At 33.1% G+C, this 25,951-nt stretch carries 26 protein-coding genes; 18 read left to right on the plus strand and 8 right to left on the minus strand.

Going from position 1 to position 25,951, the window contains the following annotated elements:
• The first annotated feature begins 5 nt into the window (after positions 1 to 5).
• From FDY99_RS16435 to FDY99_RS16455, 5 genes are all read left to right on the plus strand, one after another.
• Positions 6 to 647, plus strand: a complete 642-nt coding sequence (locus FDY99_RS16435; protein WP_139422884.1) for a DUF4241 domain-containing protein — start codon at positions 6 to 8, stop codon at positions 645 to 647.
• A gap of 56 nt (positions 648 to 703) precedes the next feature.
• A complete protein-coding gene (locus FDY99_RS16440; protein WP_139422885.1) occupies positions 704 to 1,591 on the plus strand; it encodes a ribokinase in 888 nt (295 codons plus the stop codon).
• Between the two features lie 91 nt (positions 1,592 to 1,682).
• Positions 1,683 to 2,522: an alpha/beta hydrolase family protein gene (locus tag FDY99_RS16445; RefSeq protein ID WP_139422886.1), complete on the plus strand. Its 840-nt coding sequence runs from the start codon at positions 1,683 to 1,685 to the stop codon at positions 2,520 to 2,522.
• A gap of 139 nt (positions 2,523 to 2,661) precedes the next feature.
• A complete protein-coding gene (locus FDY99_RS16450; RefSeq protein WP_139422887.1) occupies positions 2,662 to 3,306 on the plus strand; it encodes an HD domain-containing protein in 645 nt (214 codons plus the stop codon).
• Between the two features lie 40 nt (positions 3,307 to 3,346).
• Positions 3,347 to 3,937, plus strand: coding sequence for a hypothetical protein (locus FDY99_RS16455; protein ID WP_084550668.1), 591 nt, complete (start codon positions 3,347 to 3,349; stop codon positions 3,935 to 3,937).
• Positions 3,938 to 3,939: 2 nt separating this feature from the next.
• Here the strand turns inward: FDY99_RS16455 and FDY99_RS16460 are convergent, their stop codons facing one another.
• The 7 genes from FDY99_RS16460 to FDY99_RS16490 all read right to left on the minus strand — a co-directional run bounded on the left by FDY99_RS16460 (position 3,940) and on the right by FDY99_RS16490 (position 10,487).
• Positions 3,940 to 4,830, minus strand: a complete 891-nt coding sequence (locus FDY99_RS16460) for a DUF72 domain-containing protein (RefSeq protein ID WP_139422888.1) — start codon at positions 4,828 to 4,830, stop codon at positions 3,940 to 3,942.
• Between the two features lie 109 nt (positions 4,831 to 4,939).
• Positions 4,940 to 5,536 carry a hypothetical protein gene (locus FDY99_RS16465; protein WP_139422889.1) on the minus strand — a complete coding sequence of 199 codons (597 nt, stop codon included), beginning with the start codon at positions 5,534 to 5,536 and terminating at the stop codon, positions 4,940 to 4,942.
• Between the two features lie 271 nt (positions 5,537 to 5,807).
• Positions 5,808 to 6,008, minus strand: a complete 201-nt coding sequence (locus tag FDY99_RS16470) for a helix-turn-helix transcriptional regulator (RefSeq protein WP_139422890.1) — start codon at positions 6,006 to 6,008, stop codon at positions 5,808 to 5,810.
• Entirely contained in the window at positions 6,005 to 6,460 is a 456-nt protein-coding gene (locus tag FDY99_RS16475; RefSeq protein WP_139422891.1) for a hypothetical protein, read from the minus strand. Before FDY99_RS16475 ends, FDY99_RS16470 begins: the two co-directional genes overlap by 4 nt.
• Before the next feature lie 158 nt (positions 6,461 to 6,618).
• Positions 6,619 to 8,277, minus strand: coding sequence for a ribonucleoside-diphosphate reductase subunit alpha (locus FDY99_RS16480; protein ID WP_102980823.1), 1,659 nt, complete (start codon positions 8,275 to 8,277; stop codon positions 6,619 to 6,621).
• A 545-nt stretch (positions 8,278 to 8,822) separates the two neighbouring features.
• A complete protein-coding gene (locus tag FDY99_RS16485) occupies positions 8,823 to 9,047 on the minus strand; it encodes a hypothetical protein (RefSeq protein WP_228448823.1) in 225 nt (74 codons plus the stop codon).
• A gap of 465 nt (positions 9,048 to 9,512) precedes the next feature.
• Positions 9,513 to 10,487: a ribonucleotide-diphosphate reductase subunit beta gene (locus FDY99_RS16490; RefSeq protein ID WP_074231333.1), complete on the minus strand. Its 975-nt coding sequence runs from the start codon at positions 10,485 to 10,487 to the stop codon at positions 9,513 to 9,515.
• A 432-nt stretch (positions 10,488 to 10,919) separates the two neighbouring features.
• Between FDY99_RS16490 and FDY99_RS16495 the strand changes: the two genes are divergently transcribed.
• The 5 genes from FDY99_RS16495 to FDY99_RS16515 all read left to right on the plus strand — a co-directional run bounded on the left by FDY99_RS16495 (position 10,920) and on the right by FDY99_RS16515 (position 16,992).
• Positions 10,920 to 11,609 carry an ABC transporter ATP-binding protein gene (locus FDY99_RS16495; RefSeq protein WP_074231334.1) on the plus strand — a complete coding sequence of 230 codons (690 nt, stop codon included), beginning with the start codon at positions 10,920 to 10,922 and terminating at the stop codon, positions 11,607 to 11,609.
• A gap of 162 nt (positions 11,610 to 11,771) precedes the next feature.
• Positions 11,772 to 13,001, plus strand: a complete 1,230-nt coding sequence (locus tag FDY99_RS16500; RefSeq protein WP_074231338.1) for an ABC transporter permease — start codon at positions 11,772 to 11,774, stop codon at positions 12,999 to 13,001.
• A gap of 80 nt (positions 13,002 to 13,081) precedes the next feature.
• The gene (locus tag FDY99_RS16505) at positions 13,082 to 14,350 is read left to right on the plus strand and encodes an ABC transporter permease (RefSeq protein WP_074231341.1); all 1,269 of its coding nucleotides are present in this window, start codon (positions 13,082 to 13,084) and stop codon (positions 14,348 to 14,350) included.
• A gap of 117 nt (positions 14,351 to 14,467) precedes the next feature.
• Positions 14,468 to 15,781, plus strand: a complete 1,314-nt coding sequence (locus tag FDY99_RS16510) for a hypothetical protein (protein WP_228448824.1) — start codon at positions 14,468 to 14,470, stop codon at positions 15,779 to 15,781.
• A 14-nt stretch (positions 15,782 to 15,795) separates the two neighbouring features.
• Positions 15,796 to 16,992 (plus strand): efflux RND transporter periplasmic adaptor subunit, encoded by a 1,197-nt coding sequence (locus FDY99_RS16515; protein WP_074231345.1) that lies wholly within the window; start codon positions 15,796 to 15,798, stop codon positions 16,990 to 16,992.
• A gap of 82 nt (positions 16,993 to 17,074) precedes the next feature.
• Here the strand turns inward: FDY99_RS16515 and FDY99_RS16520 are convergent, their stop codons facing one another.
• Entirely contained in the window at positions 17,075 to 17,368 is a 294-nt protein-coding gene (locus FDY99_RS16520) for a hypothetical protein (RefSeq protein WP_139422893.1), read from the minus strand.
• Positions 17,369 to 17,946: 578 nt separating this feature from the next.
• On the opposite strand from FDY99_RS16520, the gene FDY99_RS16525 reads away from it, so the two are divergent.
• The 8 genes from FDY99_RS16525 to FDY99_RS16565 all read left to right on the plus strand — a co-directional run bounded on the left by FDY99_RS16525 (position 17,947) and on the right by FDY99_RS16565 (position 25,639).
• Complete coding sequence (locus tag FDY99_RS16525; RefSeq protein ID WP_102980819.1) at positions 17,947 to 18,276, plus strand: ArsR/SmtB family transcription factor; 330 nt, start codon at positions 17,947 to 17,949, stop codon at positions 18,274 to 18,276.
• 71 nt (positions 18,277 to 18,347) lie between these two features.
• On the plus strand, positions 18,348 to 18,821 hold the full coding sequence (locus FDY99_RS16530; RefSeq protein ID WP_139422894.1) for a DUF6428 family protein: 474 nt from the start codon (positions 18,348 to 18,350) through the stop codon (positions 18,819 to 18,821).
• A 78-nt stretch (positions 18,822 to 18,899) separates the two neighbouring features.
• Entirely contained in the window at positions 18,900 to 19,511 is a 612-nt protein-coding gene (locus tag FDY99_RS16535; protein ID WP_139422895.1) for a low molecular weight phosphatase family protein, read from the plus strand.
• Positions 19,512 to 19,515: 4 nt separating this feature from the next.
• Positions 19,516 to 20,538, plus strand: coding sequence for an ACR3 family arsenite efflux transporter (arsB, locus tag FDY99_RS16540; protein ID WP_139422896.1), 1,023 nt, complete (start codon positions 19,516 to 19,518; stop codon positions 20,536 to 20,538).
• 103 nt (positions 20,539 to 20,641) lie between these two features.
• A complete protein-coding gene (gene glyA / locus FDY99_RS16545; protein WP_102980816.1) occupies positions 20,642 to 21,907 on the plus strand; it encodes a serine hydroxymethyltransferase in 1,266 nt (421 codons plus the stop codon).
• A gap of 151 nt (positions 21,908 to 22,058) precedes the next feature.
• Positions 22,059 to 22,526: a regulatory protein RecX gene (locus FDY99_RS16555; RefSeq protein ID WP_139422897.1), complete on the plus strand. Its 468-nt coding sequence runs from the start codon at positions 22,059 to 22,061 to the stop codon at positions 22,524 to 22,526.
• 75 nt (positions 22,527 to 22,601) lie between these two features.
• On the plus strand, positions 22,602 to 25,403 hold the full coding sequence (locus FDY99_RS16560; RefSeq protein ID WP_139422898.1) for an FN3 associated domain-containing protein: 2,802 nt from the start codon (positions 22,602 to 22,604) through the stop codon (positions 25,401 to 25,403).
• A gap of 8 nt (positions 25,404 to 25,411) precedes the next feature.
• On the plus strand, positions 25,412 to 25,639 hold the full coding sequence (locus FDY99_RS16565) for a hypothetical protein (RefSeq protein ID WP_139422899.1): 228 nt from the start codon (positions 25,412 to 25,414) through the stop codon (positions 25,637 to 25,639).
• Positions 25,640 to 25,951: the final 312 nt, after the last annotated feature.

Here is a 25,951-nt window from a genome sequence, read left to right on the forward strand (position 1 = left end):
TATAAATGCAACATCTAGAAAACATACAAAAACTTTTCTCAAAAGACTTCGTAGAAAGTCCGTTATTGGAAAGTTTTGAAGTGGGAAAAATATACCTTTCCACCGGAAAATTGGTTGCTTGTGATCCTTTGATTACGAATGATATGCAACCTTTTTCTACCCAATTTCCAAAAGGAGATTTTCAGGTTTTAATTCATAAAGAAAGAGAAAGTAACTGTGTTGCTTATGCAGAAATTGTATTTAGTGATGCTAAAATTTCATCATGGAAACTTGCCACAACCAAAGAACAAAATATAAAAGATTTAGCGGAAGGTGAAGTTTTTGGTTATCCTGTAGAAAGCGGAATGGGCTGTTTTATGGATGTACAGACTCAGGAACAGCTTAATCTTCATGAGCAGAAACTTTTCCAGAGAAAAGGGGATGATTTTATGGGGATTTACGAAGAATTTTTCCATGAGCATTTCTTTGATGAAAACGGTGCTATCGATCAGTTTGCATTTTTAAAACCTACTGAAGAAAATCCGGGAAATATTTTTGCTTTTGAAACTGGTTATGGAGAAGGCTTTTATGCAAGTTATATAGCTCTTGATAAAGAAAATAAACCGGTAAAAATTATTACTGAATTTATTGAGATATTAGTTAGCTAAAATTGCTTACATTTAAAATGTAGTTTTTAAATCTAGAAGACTATGAAAATATTATTATGAACTTTTCATCAGAGCATCCAAAGATTGTCGTTATTGGCAGTTGTTCGTTAGATTTGATATTGTATACTGACAAAATTCCGTCTCGTAATGAAACGGTGATGGCTCGTCATTCTGAAAATTATTTTGGAGGAAAAGGAGCCAATCAGGCAGTTGGTACCGCAAGATTAGGTGCCGCTGTTCATTTTGTTGGCTGTGTAGGGATTGATCCTTTAGGACAGCAGATCATGCGAAATCTTGTAAACGAAAATGTGAATGTAGGTTTTGTTTACGAAACAGATCAGGAATCTACGGGCATTGCTTATGTAACGAGCTGTAACGGTGACTTTTCTGTTGTAGTAGATTCTGCTGCCAATAAAAATGTGAAGATAAAGCAAATTGATGATGCTGAAAGATATATTCATTCATCATCTCTTGTTCTTTTGCAGCTGGAAATACCAATGGAAGTTATTGAATATACCGTAAAAAAAGCAAAAAGTCTTGGTAAAATGGTAGGTTTGTATGCATCTCCTGGGACAAGATTAAATGAACAGATTTTAGATGATGTTGATTTTATCATAGCCCGAAGCAATGAGCTTTCTATTATTTTTGGAGAAGACAAAAGAGAAGAAATTCTTAAAAAATATTTTAATAAACTTTTCGTAAGAGACGAAACGAATTCCACGATTTATTATGACGGAGCCGAAATGAAATATTTCCGCAACGAAAATGAAAGCATGGTCTACAAAATGGGAATGGGAGATGCCTTTACCTCTGGTTTTGCAGTCGCATTATGTCATAAAAACACCATTGAAGATTGTGTAAAATTCGGTAATCTGGTTTCTTCAAAAGTTTCTTTGGGAAAAGGTGCACAAATGGCGCTTCCTTACCTTAAAGATTTACTATAGATTTTATTTAATGCATATTGAAAAGTCTTTTAAATAGAGATTTATAAAACAAAAATTTCCACATTTGATGTGGATTTTTTTATTACGTTCCATGGAAAAACTGATACTTAGCACAAAAGATCAATGTCAACTGACCACCCATCTCTTTAAACCTGAAAAATCTAATGATAAAATTATTCTGATCAATTCTGCAACCGGAGTGAAGCAACAGGTTTACTTTTCTTTTGCCCAATTTTTTGCAGAACAAGGGTTTACTGTCATCACTTATGATTACCGTGGAATAGGGCTTTCAAAGCCTGAAAAAATGAAGGGTTTCAAAGCTTCAATGCGAACTTGGGGAAATGAAGATTTTAAAACTGTCACAGAATTTATCATTAAAACTTTTCCAGGTTATCAGAAGTTTTGTTTGGGACATTCTGTTGGAGCATTAATCGTTGGAATGAATGAAAAATCAACAATATTTGAACGGTTTATCTTCGTTGCCACCCAAAATGCTTTTATTGGAAACCTAAAATGGAATACAAAATTGGAAGCTTTTTTCGGTTTCGGATTTGCGCAACCTTTTTTTACCGAGCTATTCGGTTATTTTCCAGCACATTGGTTTGGATTGGGAGAAAGTCTTCCAAAAAATTGCGCTTATGACTGGAGAACCTTAATTTTGAACAGAAAATCTACCGGAAAATTATTGCTTGAAACTAAAGATTATTCAAAAGAATTAGACCAAAAAGTATTGGTTTTATATGCTGAAGACGATGCATGGTTAACTGATAAAGGGGTGAAAAGTCTTCTAAATGATGTTTATTTTAATTTGAAACCTGATTATAGAATCTTAAAGACTTCAGAATCAGAAAAAGGTGAAATCGGACACGTCAATTTTTTCAGAAGCTATAATAAAAAACTTTGGAATATTATTTTGAATGAAATTATTTAGACAAATTTTCGCTGAAGGATTTATGTAGAAAAGAAAATCAGCCACGAATGCACGAATTTTCGATTAACTTGAAATTGATTATTTAAAATCAGCTTCGTGCATTCGTGGCAAAAAATAATTAATATAATTTATATTAAAAATGAATAACATAATTCAAAACACAATACAATTTGTAAAAGAAAAACTGGAAGGAGCAGAAGCTGGTCACGACTGGTTCCACATTGAAAGAGTCTGGAAAATTTCCAAAAAAATTGCTCAGACCGAAGATTGTAATCTTGAAGTTGTAGAACTTTCTGCTTTATTGCATGATATTGCCGACCCAAAATTTCATAATGGAGACGAAACTTTAGCTTTGAAAATTTCAAGAGAATTTTTAGAAAGTCAGGATGTTGAAGAAAAAATTATTCAGCAGGTTTTATTTGTTATTCAGAATATTTCATTTAAAAATAGGGGAGAAGCTCCAAAAGATTTGCCTATCGAGCTTAAAGTTGTACAAGACGCAGACAGAATCGATGCGATTGGTGCGATTGGTGTTGCAAGAACTTTTAATTTCGGTGGTTTTAAAAATAATCTGATGTATCATCCCGATATTCAGCCAAAACTGAATATGTCTAAAGAAGAGTATAAAAAATCAGACGGAACAACAATTAATCATTTCTACGAAAAACTGTTGCTTTTGAAAGACTTAATGAATACCAATGAGAGCAAAAAAATAGCCGAAGAAAGACATCAGTTTATGCTGACTTTCCTCGACCAGTTTATGAAAGAATGGAATGTAGATTAAGAATCTCATCAACAATCTTTAAATAAGTATCTTTGCACTTATGGGATTTATCATTTTTGTTATTTTTCTTTCACTTGTTTTCTCGCTCTTTTTTTCTAAACTGAAAAAAGGAAAGTTGGGTCAATTGGCAAAACTTTTCAGGATTGCAAGTGTAGTTTTTGCGGTTTCCGTTTTTACGTATTGGTTTATCAAAAAATCTGTGATAGGAGTTGTAAGCAATTCTTTGTCATTACAGGTGATTAATAAACTTCCGCAACCTTTGGATTTTTATGTCATTAATGTCAATAATCTTGATAAAAATACACCTTTAGAAACCAAGCATATCGGAAAAATTCGCCCCGAATATTACAGAGTAGAGTATCTGAAAATGACCAAATCTGATGAATATTGGGTTGCAGGATATTTGGGCAAAAAAAATCTCGTTTATTTTTCCCAGCATTCTGTTCCCAATAAAAATATGGATCAGATGATTGAGGTACAAAATTACATCAACCAGAGCGAAAAACTTTCTGCAATAGCAAAAAAAGAAATAGAAGAAGACAATTACCAAAATATGCTGATGGGAATCTGGGTAACGCTTTGTTTTCTTTTATTGTTCCTGAATTTTGTTCTTTTGGTAAGAAAAAAATAATTCTAAAATAAACTAGGCATATTTTCCTGTCCCATTTTTGGAACCTTAAGATCCGTTTTCCAAGCTTCATTCATCTTTTCAATAAAATAAGCTGAAAGAAGCGGAGATGCTTTTTCGATATTTTGATGCACAAAAAAATACAAATTCTGAAGACCTTCTTTTTTCCACGTCGTCAATCGGTCTAGCCAATCTTCCAATCGGGCATAATCTGATTCATGATTTGCACCGACATAACGAATAAAAGCATTTGGAGTCGTCAATCTCATGTGAAGCATATCTCGTCTTCCTGCTGTATCTACAATGATATTCGTAATATTATTTTGCTCGAAAAGTTCGCAGGTTTTATCTAAAATTTCTTCATCAGTAAACCATTCTGTATTTCTGAGTTCGATGGCTAAAGGCACTTCTTTGGGCCATTTATTCACAAACTGTTCAAGCCTTTCGTAATCTTTTGGTTTAAAATTATCATGAAGTTGCAAGAAAACCATTCCTAATTTATCATCAAAATTAAGAACTGCTGTTGCAAACTGCGTTACAACATCATCAATATTCAAAAGTCTTCTGAAATGCGAAACCGTATTGGTTATTTTTGGAAAAAACTTGAAATTTTCTGGTGTCTTTTCTTTCCACGTTAAAACCTGTTCAGAACTAGGCATTCCATAGAAAGTCGCATTCAATTCAATCGAATTAAATTGTGTAGAGTAATAAGCCAATTCGTCTTTTGTACCTTTAGGATAAAAGCCTTTCAAATCAGTCTTGTTCCATTTTGCACAACCAATCGAAATGTTTTCCAGTCCTTTTTTGTTTTGCTTTAAAATTTCTTTGGTTTTGGAATGATCTTTTGGTAAGGTAAAATCTATTTGTGAAGGATCTTCTACTTGTCCGAATTTCATTTTATTAAGGTTTTAGGAATTAGGTGGGAGGTTTTAGTTTAAAACAAATATAAATAAATTAATGTGATTGACTTGAGTTTTGTAAATGGATAATTTACTTTATAATTAATCAATTCTTTTTACCAGATATTTCTTTTACTTTTTCCTCGTAAAGTTTTTCTGCTGTTTTCAGTTTTTTAATTTCTATGGAATTCTTATTCATATAATTAAAAAACAATGATGGATAAAATGCTTTTATAAGATATTTTCTTTTTTTAAATTCAGGATAAATCTCTTTGGCTGTTTTAAGATTTTTCTTGATGTAAATATTCTTTGCAATTATTGATTCATAATTTTGTGTGCTTTCATCAGATGGCTCGAAACCATACCAATTACCATTTTTATTTAAAATGATTGGAGTGTAATAAGTTCTTTTCTGAATGAAATTTCCATTATCATTTTTTACAAGATAAATGATTGCATAATCGTAGACAGAATAGCTTATCTGATTCATATGAGTATATGAATTAAAAATTAGAGTATCTGTTTTAATTTCATTATCGAACACCTGCTCAACTTTATAAACATTTCTATATTTTAAATAAAAATTATCGTCAGGATTTACTCTTTCAACAGAAATTTTCTTTCCTAAAAATGCATAAATTTTAGATTGAGAATAAACAATGCTTAGGTTCAAAATTAGGAAGAAAGTGATTAGTTTTTTCATTGATTCAATTAACTTAAGTTCGGGTTAAAAAATGAGAAAAATATTTTACTACGCAAAAGATTTCAATTTTTAAGCCTCTTATTTTTTAAGGAGCAAAGAATGGCGACAAAGTCGCAGATGAAGCTTGAATAAATTGCGTGCTTGAAAAAAAATCAATTTATTGATTCATCTTTGTTGCTTAAAAACATGCGGTGCAAAGATCAAGCTTTGCGTTAAATGTATAAAGGACTTACAATGAGTAGTTTATTTTTTAATTAGATGCAAGTTTCTATTAATCTTCATCTTCCAGCTCAAAAATATCTTCCACTTTTTTGTCAAAATATTTTGCAATTTTCAATGCTAAAACTGTTGAGGGAACATACTTTCCGGCTTCCATGGCATTGATGGTCTGTCGTGAAACCCCGATTTTTTTTGCCAAATCTTCCTGAGTTATATTCTTTAATGCTCTTTCTATTTTAATGGTATTTTTCATTTTTTAAGTAATAAATAATTAAATCTGAAAACATAAAGTACCAAAGGTAAAAACATAATCAAAATCATGACGGTGAAGAATAATGTTCCAAATATGGTTAAAAATAAGATTAGAACGATAGAGTAGGTTACCATTAAGCTCCAAAATACAGATTTTAATCTTAAACTTGAGATGTATTCATCTTCAATTTTCTCCTTTGAAAATCCTACCAATATTCCGCCGATGATAATTAAGATTCCAAAAAGATTTGGGAAAAGATCTATTGTTGTGGTCGTAAATAATCCCGAATCTTCATTGTTCAAAGGAAATCCTGAGCTATAAAATACGGGTAACGAAATTTCAGTAGAATTGATAATTCCTGTCAATGAAATTATTCCTAAAATTAATGATGGAATAAAAATAAACCAGCCTATTTTTTTATAGCGGTTTGAGAAAAGTTGTAATGTATTCATAGTTGTATTTTTTTATTAAAACAAATGTAAAAAATATTTTACATATTGTAAAGTTTATTTTACATTTTGTCTAAAATAAAAAACCGTAGAAAAAATTCTACGGTTTAAATATATTCACAGCCTAACTTGGCTCTTATTACTTTTTACTTGGCTCTTTCTTAAGCTTCACAAGCAGAACAGCTTACAAAATTCACCATCATTTCCTTAGAAACTGATGAACTTCTTTGGTAATACAAAGTTTTTACTCCTTTTTTCCAAGCTTCGATGTAAAGATAGTTAACATCTTTTACAGGCATTGTTGAAGGAATCTGTAAATTCAGAGACTGAGCCTGATCGATGTACTGTTGTCTTTGTGCAGCCTGAGAAATAATCTCCATTGGAGAAATTTCTTTGAATGTTTTGAAAACTGCTTTTTCTTCGTCAGTCAGCTCACTTAAATGCTGTACTGAACCATGGTTTAGCATAATTGTTCTCCATGTATCTTCGTTGTCAAGACCCTTTTCTTCCAACAATTTAGCAAGATATTTATTCTTACGCATAAAGTTTCCTTTTGCCAAACCTGCTTTATAATAATTTGAAGCAAAAGGCTCAATTCCAGGAGAAGTTTGTCCCAAAATTGCCGAACTAGAAGTTGTAGGAGCAATCGCCATTGTGGTCGTATTACGGATTCCGTAACCTTTTAACAAGTCTGGTTCTCCGTAAATGTTTGCTAATTCTCTTGTCGCGATATCTGCCTGTTCTTTAATTCTTTTGAAAGCTCTTGCATTGAACTGAGTCGCTTCAAAACTTTCAAACGGAATCATATTTTTCTGAAGGTAAGAATGGTAACCTAAAACTCCTAAACCAAGTGCTCTGTGACGCATTGCGAAGTTTCTTGCTCCCTGCAGATAATAATTCCCTTCCGTTTTTTCGATAAATTCAGATAAAACAGCGTCAAGGAAATAGATCGCTAATTTTACAGCGTCAGTATCTTTCCACTCGTCGTACAATTCTAAGTTCATTGAAGAAAGGCAGCAGATGAAAGATTCTTCTCTTGTTGATGGAAGCATAATTTCCGAGCAAAGATTACTCGCATTGACCGTTAATCCTAAATCTTTATAAACCTGTGGCTTATTTCTGTTAACGTTATCGGTAAAGAAAATATAGGGTAAACCTTTTTGCTGACGGCTTTCCAAAACTCTAGCCCATATTTTACGTTTATCCATATCACCGTCAATCATATCCTGCATCCAGTAATCAGGAACACAAATTCCGGTAAATAAGTTCTGAATCGGACTTCCGATATCTTTAATAGATAAAAATTCTTCAATATCTCCGTGGTCAATATCCAGATAAGCAGCAAAAGCACCTCTTCTTACACCCCCTTGAGAAACCACATCCATTGCAGTATCAAAAAGCTTCATAAAAGAAACAGCTCCTGAAGATTTTCCGTTATCCGTTACGGCAGTTCCCCTGTTACGAAGTTCCCCGAAGTACCCTGAAGTTCCACCTCCGATTTTTGTCTGCATGATCACTTCACCCATTTTGTGGGTAATTCCTTCAATGCTGTCTGGAATATGTACGTTGAAACATGAGATTGGAAGACCTCTCTGTGTTCCCATATTTGCCCAAACCGGAGAAGAAAAGCTGATCCATCCTTTGGTGATCATTTCCTTAAAAGCAGGCTGCAATTCGGGTTTGTATAATCTTTTTGCAGCGGCAGTGGTGATTCTGTCAATCGCTCCGTCTACGGTTTCTCCTTTTAGAAGGTAACCTCTGTTCAACATTTGCTCAGATTCTTCGTTGAGCCACCAGATATTTGTATTTTGTTCTTCCATGTTCATTTATATTGTAAAATGTACGTTGTACATTGATTTTTTATTTTTTAGGAGCATTACGCTTTGTGTTTCTCCTCAATTTTCTACCTGCTTTCGCTACTCGCTTTTTTCTTTTGCAAAGAAAAAGAGCTCAGACACCCCGCTCAATCAGGGCTAAGACAACGGTTTGTTTTCTTTACTTCTGAACTTCGTCATGAAGCAATCTCTTAATAATCTTAATTTCTTAACTCAATCTTAATGTTTTAAAATTTAACCATTAAGGTTAATGTAGGTTTTAAGAATATTAAGTTTAAGATTCTTCATTTCGCTTTCGCTTCATTCAGAATGACATACTCATTCTTATTGATATTTTCAATTTGTCATTTCTAAGAACAAAGGAAATCTCTATTTTGTTAGATGCTTCGACTCCGCTCAGCATGACATCACTAATACTAACTGTTTCGGCGCTCGCTTCGCTCGCGCCTCTATTTTATTTATTCAACTCCAACAGACTTTAAAAACTCTACTTTATGAGAATCATTAACTCCGCTTTCGTCTCTTACTCTTTAAAATTCTTTGAAGGACCGAATATTTAAAACCATATTCTGTACTTCTTCGTTTTCATAATTTGAAAAATGAACAAACGTAACGCCGTCTTCTTTTATAAAAACTTTATACTCAAATTTTGACTGATCCAAATTTTTAAAATCATTCAAAAACTTCTGAATGTTGCTTTTGTTTTCAGAAACAAATTCAGGTTTTACAGTATAAGTTACAATTACATTGATCATATTTTATTTTTTGGTCATTGCGAGGAACGAAGCAATCTCTTAATAATCTTAATTTCTTAATTCTACCTTAGTGTTTTAAAATTTAACCATTAAGGTTAATTTAGGTTTTAAGAATATTTAAGCTTGAGATTCTTCATTTCGCTTTCGCTTCATTCAGAATGACATGCTCATTCCTATTAATGTTTTCAATTTTGTCATTGGATACGCCGAATCTTCTATTTCCGAAGAACAAGTAATCTCTATTTTTATATGCTTCGTGAACTTCGTTCGTAAACTTTCAGTTTATGCTCAGCATGACATCTCTAATACTAATTGTTTCGACGCTCGCTTCGCTCGCGCCCCGACTTGAACGGAGCTCTTTTTGTTATTGCGTTTCGCAAAAAGTGCAACAGATTGCTTCACGTTGTTCGCAATGACAAAAAAGCGGGAGTGGAAGGCGGATAAAGGTGCCCAAATAATTAATATTTAAAATAAATCATTCGCCGTAATACTCTTATCGTGCTTCGTATAATCTACCGGTCTTTTTGCAAAGAAATCATCCATAGAGTTTGCAAAAACTTCCTCTTCGAACCAAACCATTGGTCTGTATTGTTCCGGAGTGATGTTGTAACGAGTTGCCATGTTGATTTTCTTTAAACTGTCGTCAACACGGTATTTCATGAAGTTTAACAAGTCTTCTTTTGTGAAAAAATTAAATTCACCCATTTCAAAAATCCATTCGATGATTTCACCTTCCAATTCGATAGATTGGTCAACCAAAGTATAAATATCTTCAATATCAGAATCAGTCAAAAGATCAGGTTGCTCTTCACGGATTTTATTGATCAGATAAATTCCTGCATTGGCGTGAATCTGCTCATCAATAGAAGTCCAAGCGATGATATTGGAAACATTTTTCATGTATCCTTTGAATCTTGTGAAAGAAAGAATGATTGCAAATTGTGAGAAAAGCGAAACGTTTTCTATCAAAATACTGAATAACAAAAGAGAAGACACATACTCTTTTGGAGTGGTAGAATTGGCGTGCTTCAAAACGTTTGATAGGAAGTCGATTCTCTTTTTAAGAGCCGGAACTTCTACAACGTGAGTAAACGCTTCGTTGTAACCCAAAACTTCAAGCAAACGAGAGTATGCTTCAGAATGACGGAATTCGCACTCTGCAAAAGTAGCTCCAAGACCGTTAAGCTCAGGTTTTGGCATGTGGTTGTAAAGATTTCCCCAAAAAGTTTTTACCGAAACTTCAATCTGGGCGATCGCTAAAAGTGCATTTTTTACAGCATTTTTTTCGTGCGGCTCAAGCTGCGACTGAAAATCCTGAACGTCTGCCGTGAAATCTACTTCCGAGTGTACCCAAAACGATTTGTTGATAGCTTCTGTAAACTGAAGAACTTCAGGGTACTCAAATGGCTTGTAACTAATTCTTTTATCGAAAATTCCCATATTATAAATTTTATGTCTTTTGTTTTGTCAAAAATAAAATTCTACAAATACAACCGTTGAAATGATAAGTATTTGATTTTTTGAAAGTTAATAAAGTGATTTTTTTATCTTGATCAGCAATTACTTTCTTTCAGAATCTACCTACAAAGTTAGAAAACAGAAGCCTATTTTAAAAGGGGTAAAGAGTAATTGGTTGACTTTTAACCTTAAAAGTTTTCCACATTTACATGAAACTCCCTTTACCATTGGGTTAGAGGAACTTAAGTGTCGGAAACAAATTATTGACGTTGATTTTGATTAAACAATATTTTTTAATTAACTGATATTTAGGTTTTTATATATTAAACAGACGCAAAATGAAAAGAATTTTTTAATCTTGTAACAAAATGAGAATAGTGGCTACTTATTAAGACATAAAACATCCAAAGCTTAATGTTAGTAATTCAGGATCTCAATAAATCATACGATACGGGCAAGAGTAAACTGCACGTTCTCAAAGGAATTAACCTCAATATCTCTGAAGGTGAATTTGTCTCTATTATGGGAAGTTCAGGTTCCGGAAAATCAACTTTGCTGAATATTATCGGAATTTTGGATGAAAAAGATTCAGGTACTTATGAGCTGGATGGAATTCCTATCGAACACCTAAATGAAGTGAAAGCTGCAGAATACCGCTCAAAATTTCTAGGATTTGTATTTCAGTCTTTCAATTTGATTGGGTACAAAACTGCTATAGAAAATGTGGCTCTTCCTTTATATTATCAAAATGTTTCAAGAAAAGAAAGAAACCAAAAAGCTTTAGAATATTTGGAGAAAGTAGGATTGGCACAATGGGCAAATCACTTACCAAATGAACTTTCGGGTGGACAAAAACAGAGAGTTGCCATTGCAAGAGCATTAATTACAGATCCAAAAGTAATTCTTGCCGATGAGCCAACCGGAGCATTAGATTCAAAAACCACGCATGATATTATGAAGCTTCTTCAGGATATCAACAACGAAGGAAAAACAATCATCGTTGTAACCCACGAACCTGATGTTGCTGCTCAAACCAAAAGAAACGTCATCTTACGAGACGGAATTATAGAAAGTGATGAGTTTATAAAACAAATCGTTTTGTAGATATGGAAGCTGGATGCTTGAAGTTTATTGCAGCGTTCCAATCATAATACCTCACAGTTGTAATTGATAAAAAAGTGAAAATTTACTTTTAAAATTAAATAAAAAATCAGCGGTAAGTATGGAAACTTCCATCATCAATCTTCCCGCTTCAAACCAAAAAATATGTTTGACCTAGATCGTTGGCAGGAAATATTCAGTTCAATTCGCAGTAATGTATTGCGAACGGTGCTTTCGGGCTTTACCGTGGCTTTGGGTCTGTTTATTTTTATTGTTCTTTTCGGAATTGGGAAAGGTTTGCAGAATGCTTTCACCGAAGGTTTTGCAAGAGATGCCCAAAACCTGATTTCTATTTTTACAGGAAAAACAACGATTGCTTACAATGGTTTGCAGTCTGACCGACAAGTGACGATGGATAATGATGATTACGATTTCTTGATTAATAACGACAAAGAAAAAGTAGGATATTCATCTCCAAGATATACAGCAAATTTGATGGTAAAATACGGCAAAGAAAGCGGTAATTATCAGATCAACGGAGCCGATACCGAAGAAAAATATATCGAAAACAGGAAAATGTTGGAAGGTCGCTATCTTTCACCGATGGATTTGCAGCGTAAACAAAATGTTGCGGTTATTGGTAGAATGGTACAGCGAGATTTGATTAAAAACGGAAGCCCAGTTGGTAAAGATTTAGATATCAACGGAACGATGTTTAAAATAGTCGGTGTTTTTTCTGATGATGGCGGAGACTGGGACGAAAGACATATTTCTATTCCGATTACCACTTTGCAGCAGATGAAAAAAGGATCAGATACGGTGAGTACAGTGTATATCGCTTATAATGAAAATTTGAATCCGGAGCAGGCAATAAAATATGGTGATGAACTGAAAAGCCGTTTAAAATCAAGGAAAAATGTTTCTCCTGATGACGAAAACGGAGTTCGTGTCTGGAACAACGCCCAAAATATGAGCGATACTTTTACGTTTATGGCTGTTCTTACCGGAATTGTAGGTTTTATCGGAATTGGAACTTTATTGGCAGGAATTATTGGGATCAGCAACATCATGGTTTATATCGTAAAAGAACGAACCAAAGAAATCGGTGTAAGAAAAGCGATCGGTGCAAAACCGGGAAGTATTGTTGCATTGATTGTTCAGGAAAGTGTTGTGATTACCGTTGTTTCAGGATTTGTAGGCGTTGGATTGGGAGTTTTAGCTTTAAATTTAATTGGAGATAATTTAGAAGAATATTTTATTAAAAATCCAAGTGTAGGTTGGTTTGAAATTATCGCCGCATTTATTGCTTTGGTATTTTCAGGTTTGATCGCCGGATTTGTTCCCGCTTACAGGGCTTCGAAAATTAAACCGATTGAAGCATTAAGAACAGAATAATTTAATTTGAAAATTTGTTAATGAGCTAATTTGAAAATGAATTGCTCATCACTCATAATAATAACTTATAACTCAATAAAGTGAACATTTTATTTAAAAAAGATACATGGCAGGAGATTTATTATTCACTCAAGAATAATAAGCTTCGTACGTTTCTTACCATGATTGGCGTGGGTTGGGGAATGTTCCTTTATGTAGTTTTACTGGGTTCTGCAAAAGGAATGGAAAACGGTTTTGATAAATTGTTTTCTGGTTTTGCAACGAATTCTATTTTTCTTTGGGCGCAAAATACATCGATTCCTTATGAAGGTTTTCCGAAAGGAAGGCAAATGAATCTGAAACTTCAGGATATCGATATGTTGCAACGAAAAGTGAATGAAATTGAATATATCTCTCCAAAAAACTCAAGAGGTAATTTCGGATCTGCAGGCGAACAAATGTCGAGAAACGGAAAGACTGCAACCTATAATTTAAATGGAGATTACCCGATCGGGAATAAAATTTCAGAGAAAAAATTGATTTACGGGAGGTATCTTAACGACGCAGATGTTTCGCAAAATAAAAATGTAGCGGTAATTGGGGAAGAGGTGTATAAAAACTTTTTCGATTCTAAAAAGAAGGAAAATCCGATTGGAAAATCAATCAATGTAAAAGGAATTTTCTTTAATGTAATCGGAGTTTTCAGAGTAAAAAAAGGAGGCGGAATGGATAATGACCAAACTGTTTTTATTCCACTTTCTACGTTCACCAAAATATTTAACGACGGAGATAATGTAGATGTTTTTGCGATTGTAAGCAAGCCGAATGCAGATGTAAATTTCGTAGAAGATAAAGTAAAAGACGAGCTGAAAAAGAAAAATCAGGTTTCACCGGAAGATACCAATGCTTTTGGAAGTTTTAATCTTGGAAAAGAATTTAAAAAACTAACCGGATTTTTAAGTGGAATGCAGCTTTTAACCATCATTGTAGGAACATTAACGATTCTTGCAGGAGTTATTGCCATTTCAAACATCTTATTGATTACGGTAAAAGAAAGAACCAAAGAAATTGGCATCAGAAGAGCTTTAGGCGCAAAACCTTCGGAAGTAAGAAACCAGATTTTGTTGGAAAGTGTTGTGATTACACTAAGTTCGGGTTTACTCGGATTTATTTTCGGGATTTTTGTTTTAATGATTGCGAATTCGTTAACACAAAATCAGGATGATTTTCCGTTTTATAATCCAACAGTCAACTACGGAAATGTTTTCAGTGCAATGGCGGTGATGGTGATTTTAGGTTTAATTATCGGAATGATTCCTGCACAGAGAGCGGTAAAAATACGTCCGATTGAAGCATTGAGAAGTGAATAAAGAATGATAAAAAAAGTTTGTTTAATTCTGATTATTTTTTGCTTTAGTATTGCTAATGCACAGAAAAGCGATTTTTTTATTTTTAAAGAAAGTGAGATATACAGTCTTTTCAATTTTATGGAGACGGCTGCTAAAAAACAAGGGACTTCTTCTAATTACAGAAAATATATTGAATCGAAATTATCTGATAATAAAGACTTTCAAAAGCTTGCCAATGATTTTAAATCTCTTAATTTTAATGAAGGCATCGTAAGGCAAGATTATCCGCAGGGAAGAAACTATAGAAAGAGCTATTTGACATTATTGATTGTACAGTCATTAAAGTCTAAGGATTTAAACGATTTTAATGAAAGAATTACCGGACTTCTTCCTGTAAATGAACAGATGAAAATGTTTAATATTTTAAAAAATGCACAGCCTTATTTTCGAAAATATGTTTGGAATGATGGTGAATTAAAGATGAAAAAACAGGTTGTTGCATTGGAAAAATATCAAGATTTAAGTTCTGAGATGTTTTTAAGGTTTAATAAATTTTATAAATCTTCCTGGAATCAACAAATACCGTTTTATGTGACATTGTATCCTATTCCCGGAAAAAGCGGAAGTACAGTTTCTACACCGCATGGAAATGCTTTATGCATCGGAACTTTAACAGATACTAATGATATTGAAGGAACTTTGAGCGTAACGATGCACGAAATGTGCCATATATTGTACCAAGAACAAGATCGTGAAGTTCAGCTTGAACAGGAGAAGTATTTTAACGAAAATCCTTCAAAATATTCAAAACTGGCGTATTCTTATTTTAATGAAGCGGTTGCAACAGCTTTAGGAAATGGTTATGCATGGAAAGTTCTTAAGAAAGGAGTTTTGGATAAAGGTGATTGGTATAATAATCCTACAATTAATCTTTTTGCGAAAGCCATTTATTCGATAACAGAAAAATATCTTGAAGAAAATAAAACTATTGATAAAGCTTTTATTGATTATTCCATAAAAGTCTTTGGCGAAACTTTCCCAGATTCTATTTATGAGTATAATCAGAATTTTAATACAATTGATATTTTTACGGATGATATCGAGGGCAATTATATCTTCGATAATTTCTTTGAATATTTTAATGCAAACAATGTCGGAGTAAGCAGTCCTATGAAAAACATTTCTAAAAGTCCAAAACTTTTGGAAGGTAACTCATCTTTTATTATCATTTTAGATAAACATCAGAAAGAATATCTGGAAGAATTAAAAATAGTATTTCCTGAAATTAAAAATATTAATTATGATGAGTCTATTCAGAATATCAGTTTTTTAGATTCAAAAGGAAGAATGATTGTGCTGCTTTTCATTAATAAAAAACAAGATTTGAAAGCTGCGATGGAAAAGCTTTCAAAACACAAGAAAATAGAAAAAAATAAATTTATTCAATATTAAAATAAACTAGACATATGAAAAAGAAATTTACCTGGAAAAAAGGCATTTACATCTTTTTGGGGCTTTTGTTTGCAGTAGCATTATTTTCAGGAATCAGTTATGTTGTAAAATCAAATTCCAAGCAAAATGAAGCTTTCCTTACGAGAAAACCTTCCATTCAGAATATGGAAGATAAAGTGATGGCAACCGGAAAAATTGTTCCTAAAGAAGAAATTGAAATCAAGCCAAACATTGCAGGAATTATTGATAAAATTTTAGTTGATGAAGGAGATAGAGTAGAAGCCGGGCAATTGATTGCAACAGTGAGAATTATTCCGAACATTGCCGAAGTAAATAATGCACAACAGGAAGTGGTAAATTCTCAACTTCAGATAAGCAATGCAAAAATGAATGTTGATAATATGCAGAAGCAATTTGCGATGCAGGATAAACTTTTCAAACAGGGAGTAATCTCAAAGCAAGAATTTCTAAATTCTCAGCAGCAGTTATATTCAATGCAGCAAAGCGTGAAAAATGCTAATCAGCAACTTCAGACTGCGCAAAAAAGATTGCAGATTGTAAAAACGGGTGCAACTCCTGAATTACAAGGTTTGGCAACAACACAAATCCGTTCTAAAGCTGCAGGAACCGTTCTTGAAGTTCCCGTAAAAGTAGGAAGTCAGGTAATTGAAGCCAACTCTTTCAATGCAGGAACTACAATTTGTTCGATTGCGGATCTGAATTCATTGATCTTTCAGGGAGAAATTGATGAAGCTCAAGCCGGAAAACTAAAGCAGGGAATGGATATGAAAATCGTTATCGGAGCTTTGCAGAATAAAACGTTTCCCGGGAAACTGACGATGATTGCACCAAAAGGAAAAGATACCAACGGAACCATTAAATTCCCGGTTGAAGGTGATGTAAACAATCCAAATAACGAATACATCAGAGCCGGATTTTCTGCCAATGGAGAAATCGTAATGAGCTCTCAGAAAAATGCATTGCTTTTGGATGAATCTTTAATTCAGTACGAAAAGAAAAACGGAAAAGACATTCCTTTTGTTGAGGTAAAACAAAAAGACGGGAAGTTTAAGAAAGTCTATGTGAAATTAGGAGCAAGCGACGGAATTAATGTACAGATTCTTTCAGGTATTGATAAAAACTCTGATGTGAAAGTCTGGAATCCTTCAGATAAAGATAAAGAAGAGCTGAAAGAGAAAGCGAAGAAATAATTTCTTCTTGATATAAACGAAAAGTCCCAGAATATCTGGGACTTTTTTTTGTTTTAGTAATTTAGATGATAAGAGCTAAAATTTAGCCTAAAAACTTAATTTCTTTGTCTTTAAAATCATTTTTTGCCACGAGTTTATTCATGGTGATCAGCATTTCTCTACGAAGTTTAGCCAGTTTTCTGATGTTTTTATCTTCGCTGTAATCAAAAATATTATCTTTAAAACTAAATGTATCACCGTTTTTAAACTCTATTTTACTTTTCTTTAATTCTCCTTTCAGCATAAGGTCGGTCATGTTTTCAAGGATTAAGTGTTCAGATTTACCAAGAGCTTTTAAAGTGTTGAGCAATTGTTTTTTATACTTTTTCTTTCCCATAATTTTCAGACAATTTTTTCTTTTACGATATGCAAATATATCATTTTACATTATAACTCATTTTCGATATTAAATTTTTAAACTTTTATTAACTACAAAAGAGGCAAAAGATTTAGATATTTCTATTTAAGGCTGAAAAAGCACACAAAGCCTTTAAAAATCTTTGATTATCTAGTAATAGCTTTACAATTATCTTTTGTTGCTTTTATAGCTAAATCTTAAAAGTAGTCTAAAAGTATGTTTAAACTTTTATAAAACATTATTTTGTTGGAATCGCAAAGGCGCAATTTTTTATCTTTTTTAGTTTTTAAGGCGCAAAGTACTTCGACTTCGTTCAGTGTGACAAAAAACTTTATAAAGAATCTAGCAATAAAACAGTTAAGATTTTATCGTAGATAAAATCCTTGCGCCTTAAAACATTTTAGACTATAAATTTGCGCCTTTGCGATTCCAACTATTAAAGTTTAAAAAAGTTTTAAATATATAATTATCAATTTTGCGTATTCTAAAGTTAAAAATTAAAATTTATTTTCTGTAATAAATTTATTATCGTAATATTGCAATATTAAAATAACAATATGGGACTTACAAAGACAGAGATTTTTAGCGAAAAGCAAAACAGATTGGCAACGCTTTTCAAAGTTTTAGGACATCCTGCAAGAATTGCAATTTTGCAGCATATTATCAATCAAAAAGCTTGTATTTGTAATGATTTGGTAGAAGAATTGGGTTTGGCACAAGCTACGATTTCACAACATTTAAAAGAGCTGAAAAATATCGGAATCATCAAAGGTTCTATCGAAGGAAAATCTGTTTGTTACTGTATTGATGAGAAAGTCTGGAAAACAGTTCAAGATGAATTAGGAATGTTTTTTACTCAGGATATTCAATCAGAATCATGCTGTTAAAGGCATTTTTTTATTTATTATTATCGTTATATAGCAATATTACAATTTAAACTTAATTAAATATACATCATATGAAACTTTCAAAAATTAAAGAAATTTTACCATCATTAGAAAATGTAGAATTTCAGTTGGAAAACGGAACATTTGTACCGGAACATTTTCACGTAACAGAAGTAGGGCAAATCACCAAAAACTTTATCGATTGTGGTGGAGTAATTCGTTCAGAAAAAGTAGTGAATTTCCAGCTCTGGGATGCTGATGATTTTGAACATCGCCTGAAACCGGGAAAACTTTTAAGCATTATCAAACTTTCTGAAGAAAAATTGGGAATAGAAGATTCGGAAATTGAAGTGGAATATCAAGCTGAAACTATCGGGAAATACGATTTGGAATTCAACGGGAAACATTTTGTATTGGTTAACAAAACGACAGCCTGCTTAGCTCAGGATGCTTGCGGAATTCCTTCAGAAAAACAAAAGAAAAATCTATCAGAATTAACTTCAAATTCAGGAAATTCTTGTGAACCTGGAAGTGGATGTTGTTAATTTTTTTAGCCACGAATGCACGAATAATAAAATGAATATTTCTGTATTCGTGGCATTAAAACAATTTAAATATTCGAAATGAAACAACAAATTAAAGAGCGTTGCGAAATCATCAGCAAAAATTTTAAAGAAATTAATCCTGAAAGAAAAGTTTTATTGGAAAAATTAGCCAATCATATTCAGGAGAAATTCAATTCAGGAAAAGAAATCAATCTGGTGTATGTTTGCACGCATAATTCCCGCCGAAGTCATTTGGGGCAGATTTGGGCAAAAGTGGCTGCCGATTTTTATGGATTTAATATCAATACTTTTTCTGCAGGAACTGAAGCGACGGCTTTCAATCAAAATGCCATCAATGCATTGAGATCTGCAGGTTTTGATGTAAAGAAATTAGAGGAAATAAACAATCCTAAATACGAAGTCATTTTTGGAGAGAATAAATCGAGTCTCTGCTTTTCAAAAACCATTGATGATGGAACTTTGCCCAAAGAAAACTTTGTGGCAGTAATGACTTGCGGAGATGCAGACGAAAATTGTCCGTTTATTCCGGGTTGCGATTTACGAATCGGAACGACTTATTTTGATCCAAAATCTTACGATAATTCTATTCTTCAGGATGAAAAATACACTGAGAGAAGCAATCAAATTGCGATGGAATGTCTGTATGTTTTTTCTTTAGTTAAAAATTAATTCAATGCAGCCTAAACTTAAGCTTTTCGACCGTTATCTTACCCTTTGGATTTTTCTTGCAATGACAATCGGAGTAGGTTTAGGTTTTTTATTTCCAGATATTTCATCTGTTAACAACTCGCTTTCGGTTGGAAGTACCAATATTCCGTTGGCAATCGGTTTAATTTTAATGATGTATCCGCCGCTTGCAAAAGTAGATTATTCTCTGTTGCCAATAGCTTTTAGAGATAAAAAAGTATTATCACTTTCATTGCTTCTCAATTGGGTTTTAGGACCTGTTTTAATGTTTATTCTGGCAATTATTTTTCTAAAAAATGAACCGGATCATATGATTGGCTTAATCTTAATTGGTTTGGCAAGATGCATTGCAATGGTGATCGTCTGGAACGATTTAGCCAAAGGAAACCGGGAATACGCTGCATTTTTGGTTGCTTTAAACAGTGTATTTCAAATTTTCTCTTACAGCTTTTTTGTTTGGTTGTTCATCAACGTTTTACCACAAAAATTAGGATTTGGAAATTTCAATGTTTATGTACCGATGAAAGATGTAACAGAAAGTGTTTTAACTTATCTTGGGATTCCTTTTTTAGCAGGATTTTTAACGCGTTATTTTTTAGTAAAATTAAAAGGTTTAGAATGGTACAACCGGAAATTTATACCAAAGATTTCTCCGGTTACTTTGTATGCTCTGTTATTCACCTTGATGTTTGCTTTAAAAGGTGATAAAATTGTAGAGCTTCCGATGGATGTTTTGAAAGTAGCAATTCCTCTTGTTATCTATTTTGTACTGATGTTTTTCGTGAGTTTTTTCATTAATAAATGGATGAATGTTTCTTATGATAAAAATGCTTCAATATCATTTACGGCTACAGGAAATAATTTTGAATTGGCGATTGCGGTTGCTATTTCTGTCTTCGGAATTCATTCTGCACAAGCTTTCGTTGGCGTTATAGGTCCTTTGGTAGAAGTTCCGGTGTTGATTTTATTGGTAAAAGCCAGTTTATGGTTAAAGCGAAAATTTTATTAAAATTAAATTGAAAAAGTAAAGTGTAAAAATCATTATTAGAAATACTTAAATCTATACTAAATTCCGTATTTTTGGGGTTCAAAATCTAAAAATCTAAGAATAAATGGACATTATTTTTGACCTTATCGAAAAAGAAAGAGAAAGACAATCCCACGGATTAGAGCTTATTGCTTCAGAAAACTTTGTTTCTGAAAATGTAATGAAAGCAATGGGAAGTGTATTGACGAATAAATATGCAGAAGGATATCCGGGAAAAAGATATTACGGAGGTTGTGAAGTAGTAGATGAGGTTGAAACATTGGCAATCGACAGAGCAAAGCAGCTTTTCGGTGTTGATTATGTAAACGTTCAGCCGCATTCTGGTTCTCAGGCAAATGCAGCAATTTATTTGGCAGTTTTGAAACCTGGAGATAAAATTATGGGGATGGATCTTTCTATGGGAGGTCACCTTACTCACGGTTCTGCAGTCAACTTTTCAGGAATTCAATATGATGTAGTTTCTTACGGAGTTCAACAAGAAACCGGTTTGATTGACTATGATCAAATGAGAGAAGTGGCGTTGAGAGAAAGACCAAAAATGTTAATTGCTGGTTTCTCGGCGTATTCAAGAGATTTAGATTATGCAAAATTCAGAGAAGTTGCAGACGAAATTGGTGCTACACTTTGGGCAGATATTGCGCATCCTGCAGGTTTGGTCGCAAAAGGATTATTAAATTCTCCATTCGAGCACTGTCATGTTGTAACAACAACAACCCACAAGACTTTAAGAGGTCCAAGAGGAGGAATGATCATGATGGGTAAAGATTTTGAAAATACTTACGGACACAAAACTCCAAAAGGTGAAATCAAAATGATGAGCCAAGTTCTTGACGGAGCTGTTTTTCCTGGAATTCAAGGTGGACCATTGGAGCATGTAATCGCTGGTAAAGCAATTGCTTTCGGAGAAGCTATTGATGACCAATTCTTGACGTACGCAAAACAAGTTAAATCTAATGCTCAAGCTTTATCAAAAGCGATGGTAGATTTAGGTTTTGATATTGTAAGTGGCGGAACAGATAATCACTTGATGTTGGTTGACCTTAGAAATAAAGGCGTAAACGGAAAAGAAACTGAAAAAGCTTTAGTAAAAGCAGATATTACTTGTAATAAAAACATGGTTCCGTTTGATGATAAATCTCCGTTCACTACTTCTGGTATCAGATTAGGAACTGCGGCTATCACGACAAGAGGTCTTAAAGAAAATGATATGAATACTATTGCAGAATTAATTTCTGAAGTAGTGGACAATATTAAAAATGAAGAAGTAATTGCAGGTACTAGAAAGAAAGTAAACCAATTAATGGAAGGTAAGGCTTTATTTAATTATTAAGAATTGCTTTTAGCTAATAGCCATTTGCTTTTGGCTTTTCAATATAAAATAAAAAGAGGTGCAAATATTTTGCGCCTCTTTTTTGCAAATTGTAATTTTGAACTATCAACTATCAACTATCAACTATCAACTATCAACTATCAAATAAACTATGCAACCCGAAAAAAAACTTTTCACCTTTGAAGAAATAAAACAGAAACTGGCCAATTATTGTGTGTATCAGGATCGTTGTCATGCTGAGGTTGAGCAAAAAATGCGGGAGTTTGTTTTGATCCCCGAAGCTAAAGATGAAATTCTTTTGTATTTAATGAAAGAAAATTATCTGAACGAAGAAAGATTTACAAGAAGTTATATTCGTGGAAAATTTTATATAAAAAGCTGGGGGAAAACTAAAATTAAAATGCATTTAAAGCAAAAAGGTATTACTGAAAAACTAATCTCTACCTGTTTCGATGAAATTGACGAAAATGATTATTTAAACATAATAAATAAGATATACGAAAATTACGAGAGTAAATTGAAAGGATTGCAGAATTATCAAAAAAAATCAAAAACTATTAAATATCTTCTAGGTAGAGGCTTTGAATATGACTCTATTTTACAAGTAATTGAAAATTAACATACATGTAATTTTAACATTCATTAATATTATTTAGAAAAAGTTTAGATTTGTCAGACGAAAAAAATAATATTTATGAATTTAAAATTACAAAGTAAGTCAAGGACGATATATGCGTTTTTGATGGCTCTATTCTCGGTGTGGGGATGGGCGCAATCGGTGACGATTATTCCTGATAAAACGACAACTGGGAATAATTCTAATACTTATGTAGCAGCATTAACAAATTTTACTGCTGCGAATATTGATTGGGCAATCAAACAATGGAATCCCACTAATTTACAGGTAAGAGGGAACCAAACTGATGCTTTTGTTTTTTACAATACTTCTGCAATGCCAGGTAACATTACTAAAGTTACTTTAAATACTTTTAGTGGTACATTTAATAATGGTTCTATTAGGCTTGCTGAAGGAACAACAACTCAAGCTGCGGCAACAACTGGTGTAATTGGAGTGGCTTCAAGCGGTAAAATTGAATGGACACCAACAGCAGGAAATACGTTCTTTAAAATAATATTTCTTAATGGATCAACTTCAGGGACTGCTAGGATCACAGATATTACTGTAGAATATGCAAGCCCAACTCAAACAACTTCTCCTACCATTACAGCGAGTGGTACAGCTACAGGAAGTGGAACGGATAATTATTGGGGGAATGCAAATATTACTTTAGAAAGTGCTTCATCTGGTGCTTTATTATACTATACAACAGATGGTACAACACCTACTATTTCTTCTACACAATATAGCGCTCCATTTCAAATAAGTGTTACTTCAGAAATTAAAGCAATTGCAGTAGCTGCACCATTAACTGTAAGTACCGTTACTACAAAACAAATTACAATTACAAATCCTGCTACAGCAACAATTCCTTATAATCAAACATTTAATAATACTTTAGGAGATTGGGTAAATTACAAGGAATCAGGTAGTGCTGGTTATACTGGTTGGACAACAGCTGCAAGTGGTGCAGAAAGTAATGGTTATAACCTAGGAGCAGCAAAAGCATGGTTAATATCTCCAAAATTTACAGGTGTACAGACAAATTCGCTTTTATCTTTTAATTATGCTTCTCAATATGAAGGGGATGATTTGAAAGTAGTATATTCTACGAATTATGCTGGATATGGGGATCCGACTACAGCTACTTGGACTAACCTTACAACAATTGCAGAAGCTTCTGGAACAGCAGTTTCTACAGGTAGTTTAACAAACTTTGTTGTACCTGCATCAGGAAACGTACATTTTGCATTTGTTTACGAAGACGCAAGTGCAGGAGGATGGGCAATGTGGAGAGTAAGTAATCTTTCAATTAATACACCAGTTGTTACATCAACCACCACTTGGAACGGAAGCTCATGGTCAAATGGCACTCCTGCGGCTTCAGTAGATGCGATTATTACAGGTGCTTATACAACTTCTACTGCGACTCCGGCTTTCGTTGCGAAAAATATTACAGTTAAAAACGGTGGAATTTTAGAAATTACTTCAGGTAATACGATTGGTGCAGTGAATGTTACTATAGAAGACGGCGGTAACCTTATTCAGAAAGACGGTTCTACTTTATCTTATACAGGAGCTTTCAAAGTATTGAAAAATGGAACTAGTGAAATTAATAAATATGCATTTTGGTCTTCTCCGGTTGTTGGTCAGACTTTAGCTAATATTTATACAGTTACACCTACATCTATTACAGAATATGAAACAGCTACTGATTCTTATGTTAATGCAGGCTCAACTTCTGCATTTGCTAAAGGATATTCTATTGAAACTCCAGTAGCTAACGCAGCTTTAGTTTTCACAGGAGCCCCAAATAACGGAACGCAGACTTTCACATTGGCTACTTCGGGAAATGGATTCAACTTAATTGGTAACCCATATCCTTCAAGTTTAGGTTTAGGAGCATTCTATACAGCTAACTCGGCAAGAATTTCAAGTACATTCTATTTCTGGGATAATAAAAGCACGAATGTAACGCTTCAGAATGGTGCAAGCACTACAAATTTTGGATATGCTACTTTCAATGCTGCAAACGGTGCGAATCCTACCTGGGTTCCTGCTCCTAATGGTCTTGGCGGAACAGCGGTTATTCCTACAGGTGATGTTGCGAATATTGGTCAAGGATTTATTGTTAAGACATTAAATACATTTGTTGATACTTCTTTAACATTTAATAATGATATGAGAGGTGCTGCAAGCGGAACATTCTTTAATAAAAACAATTCTTCTACAGAAGGTAAATTCTGGTTAAAATTAAACTCTGAATACAATACCAATAATATTTTTGCTGTAGATTATACAAACGGAGCTTCAGACTCATTTGATAATTATGATTCTAAAGCAATAGGAATGGGTTCTGACGGATTCTATACTTTAGCTGATGCGCAAAAATTAATCATCCAAGGGAAAGAAAGTTTTGATATTGATGATGTAGTTCCTGTAGGAGCAAAGCATTTCCAAAACGGAAACTTTACCATTGCTTTAGTAAAGAAAGAAGGATTGTTTAATAACGGGCAGGCAATTTATCTGCATGATAAGGTTACAGGGACTTATACAGATCTTCAGAATGGAGCTTATACATTTACTGCAAATGCAGGAGAAAGTACAAGTAGATTCGAGATTGTTTACAAACTTAATGTTTTGGCAACTGCTGAAGTTCAGAAAGATGGTTTTGAAGTGTACAGAAACGGTCAAGATTTCGTTGTGAGAAATAATAAGAATATTGAACAAGTGGAGATATTTGATGCTGCTGGAAGAAAAATTCAGACAATCAACGAAAATTCTAAACTAATCCGTGTACAGCTTGTTTCTAAAGGTGTCTATATCTTGAAAGCATTGTCAGAGGGTAAAGAATACACAAAAAAAATAATTAAATAAGAAGAATTATGAAAAAGATTATAATAATGTTTGTAATGGTATTGTCGGGATTTACTTTTGCACAGGAGTCTTCAGATAATCCATTTGTATATGATAGTGGTACTACTGAGTTGCAAGAAGAAGATACTTTTCCTGCAAATCCAGGAAAAGCACCAATTGATGATTATGTTCCAGCTCTTTTGATCGTTGCAGTTGCTTTTGTGATTGCTTATGCAAATAAAAAGAAAGTGGCTTAGTAATAATAATTCTTATCATTAAATTAAATCTTCCGAAATTAATTTCGGAAGATTTTTGATTAAAACCAAGAAAGTATTTTTATTTCGTCAAATTAACTTATTAAGATTCAATTCTATGGTTTTGTTTTCTAATTTATACTTAATTTGTGTAAACATATTAGAGGTATCAAATCAATTACTTCATTTGAATAGCAGAGTGTTTTTCTTTATCATAATCTGTTTTTTCTTCGGTTTTAATGGATATTAAGTAAGTGAAATTTCTGTTTTTTTATAAAAATAATATCATTATATTTGCCGAATAATCGAAATATC

This window comes from Chryseobacterium mulctrae (assembly GCF_006175945.1).
Classification (GTDB): Bacteria; Bacteroidota; Bacteroidia; order Flavobacteriales; family Weeksellaceae; genus Chryseobacterium; species Chryseobacterium mulctrae.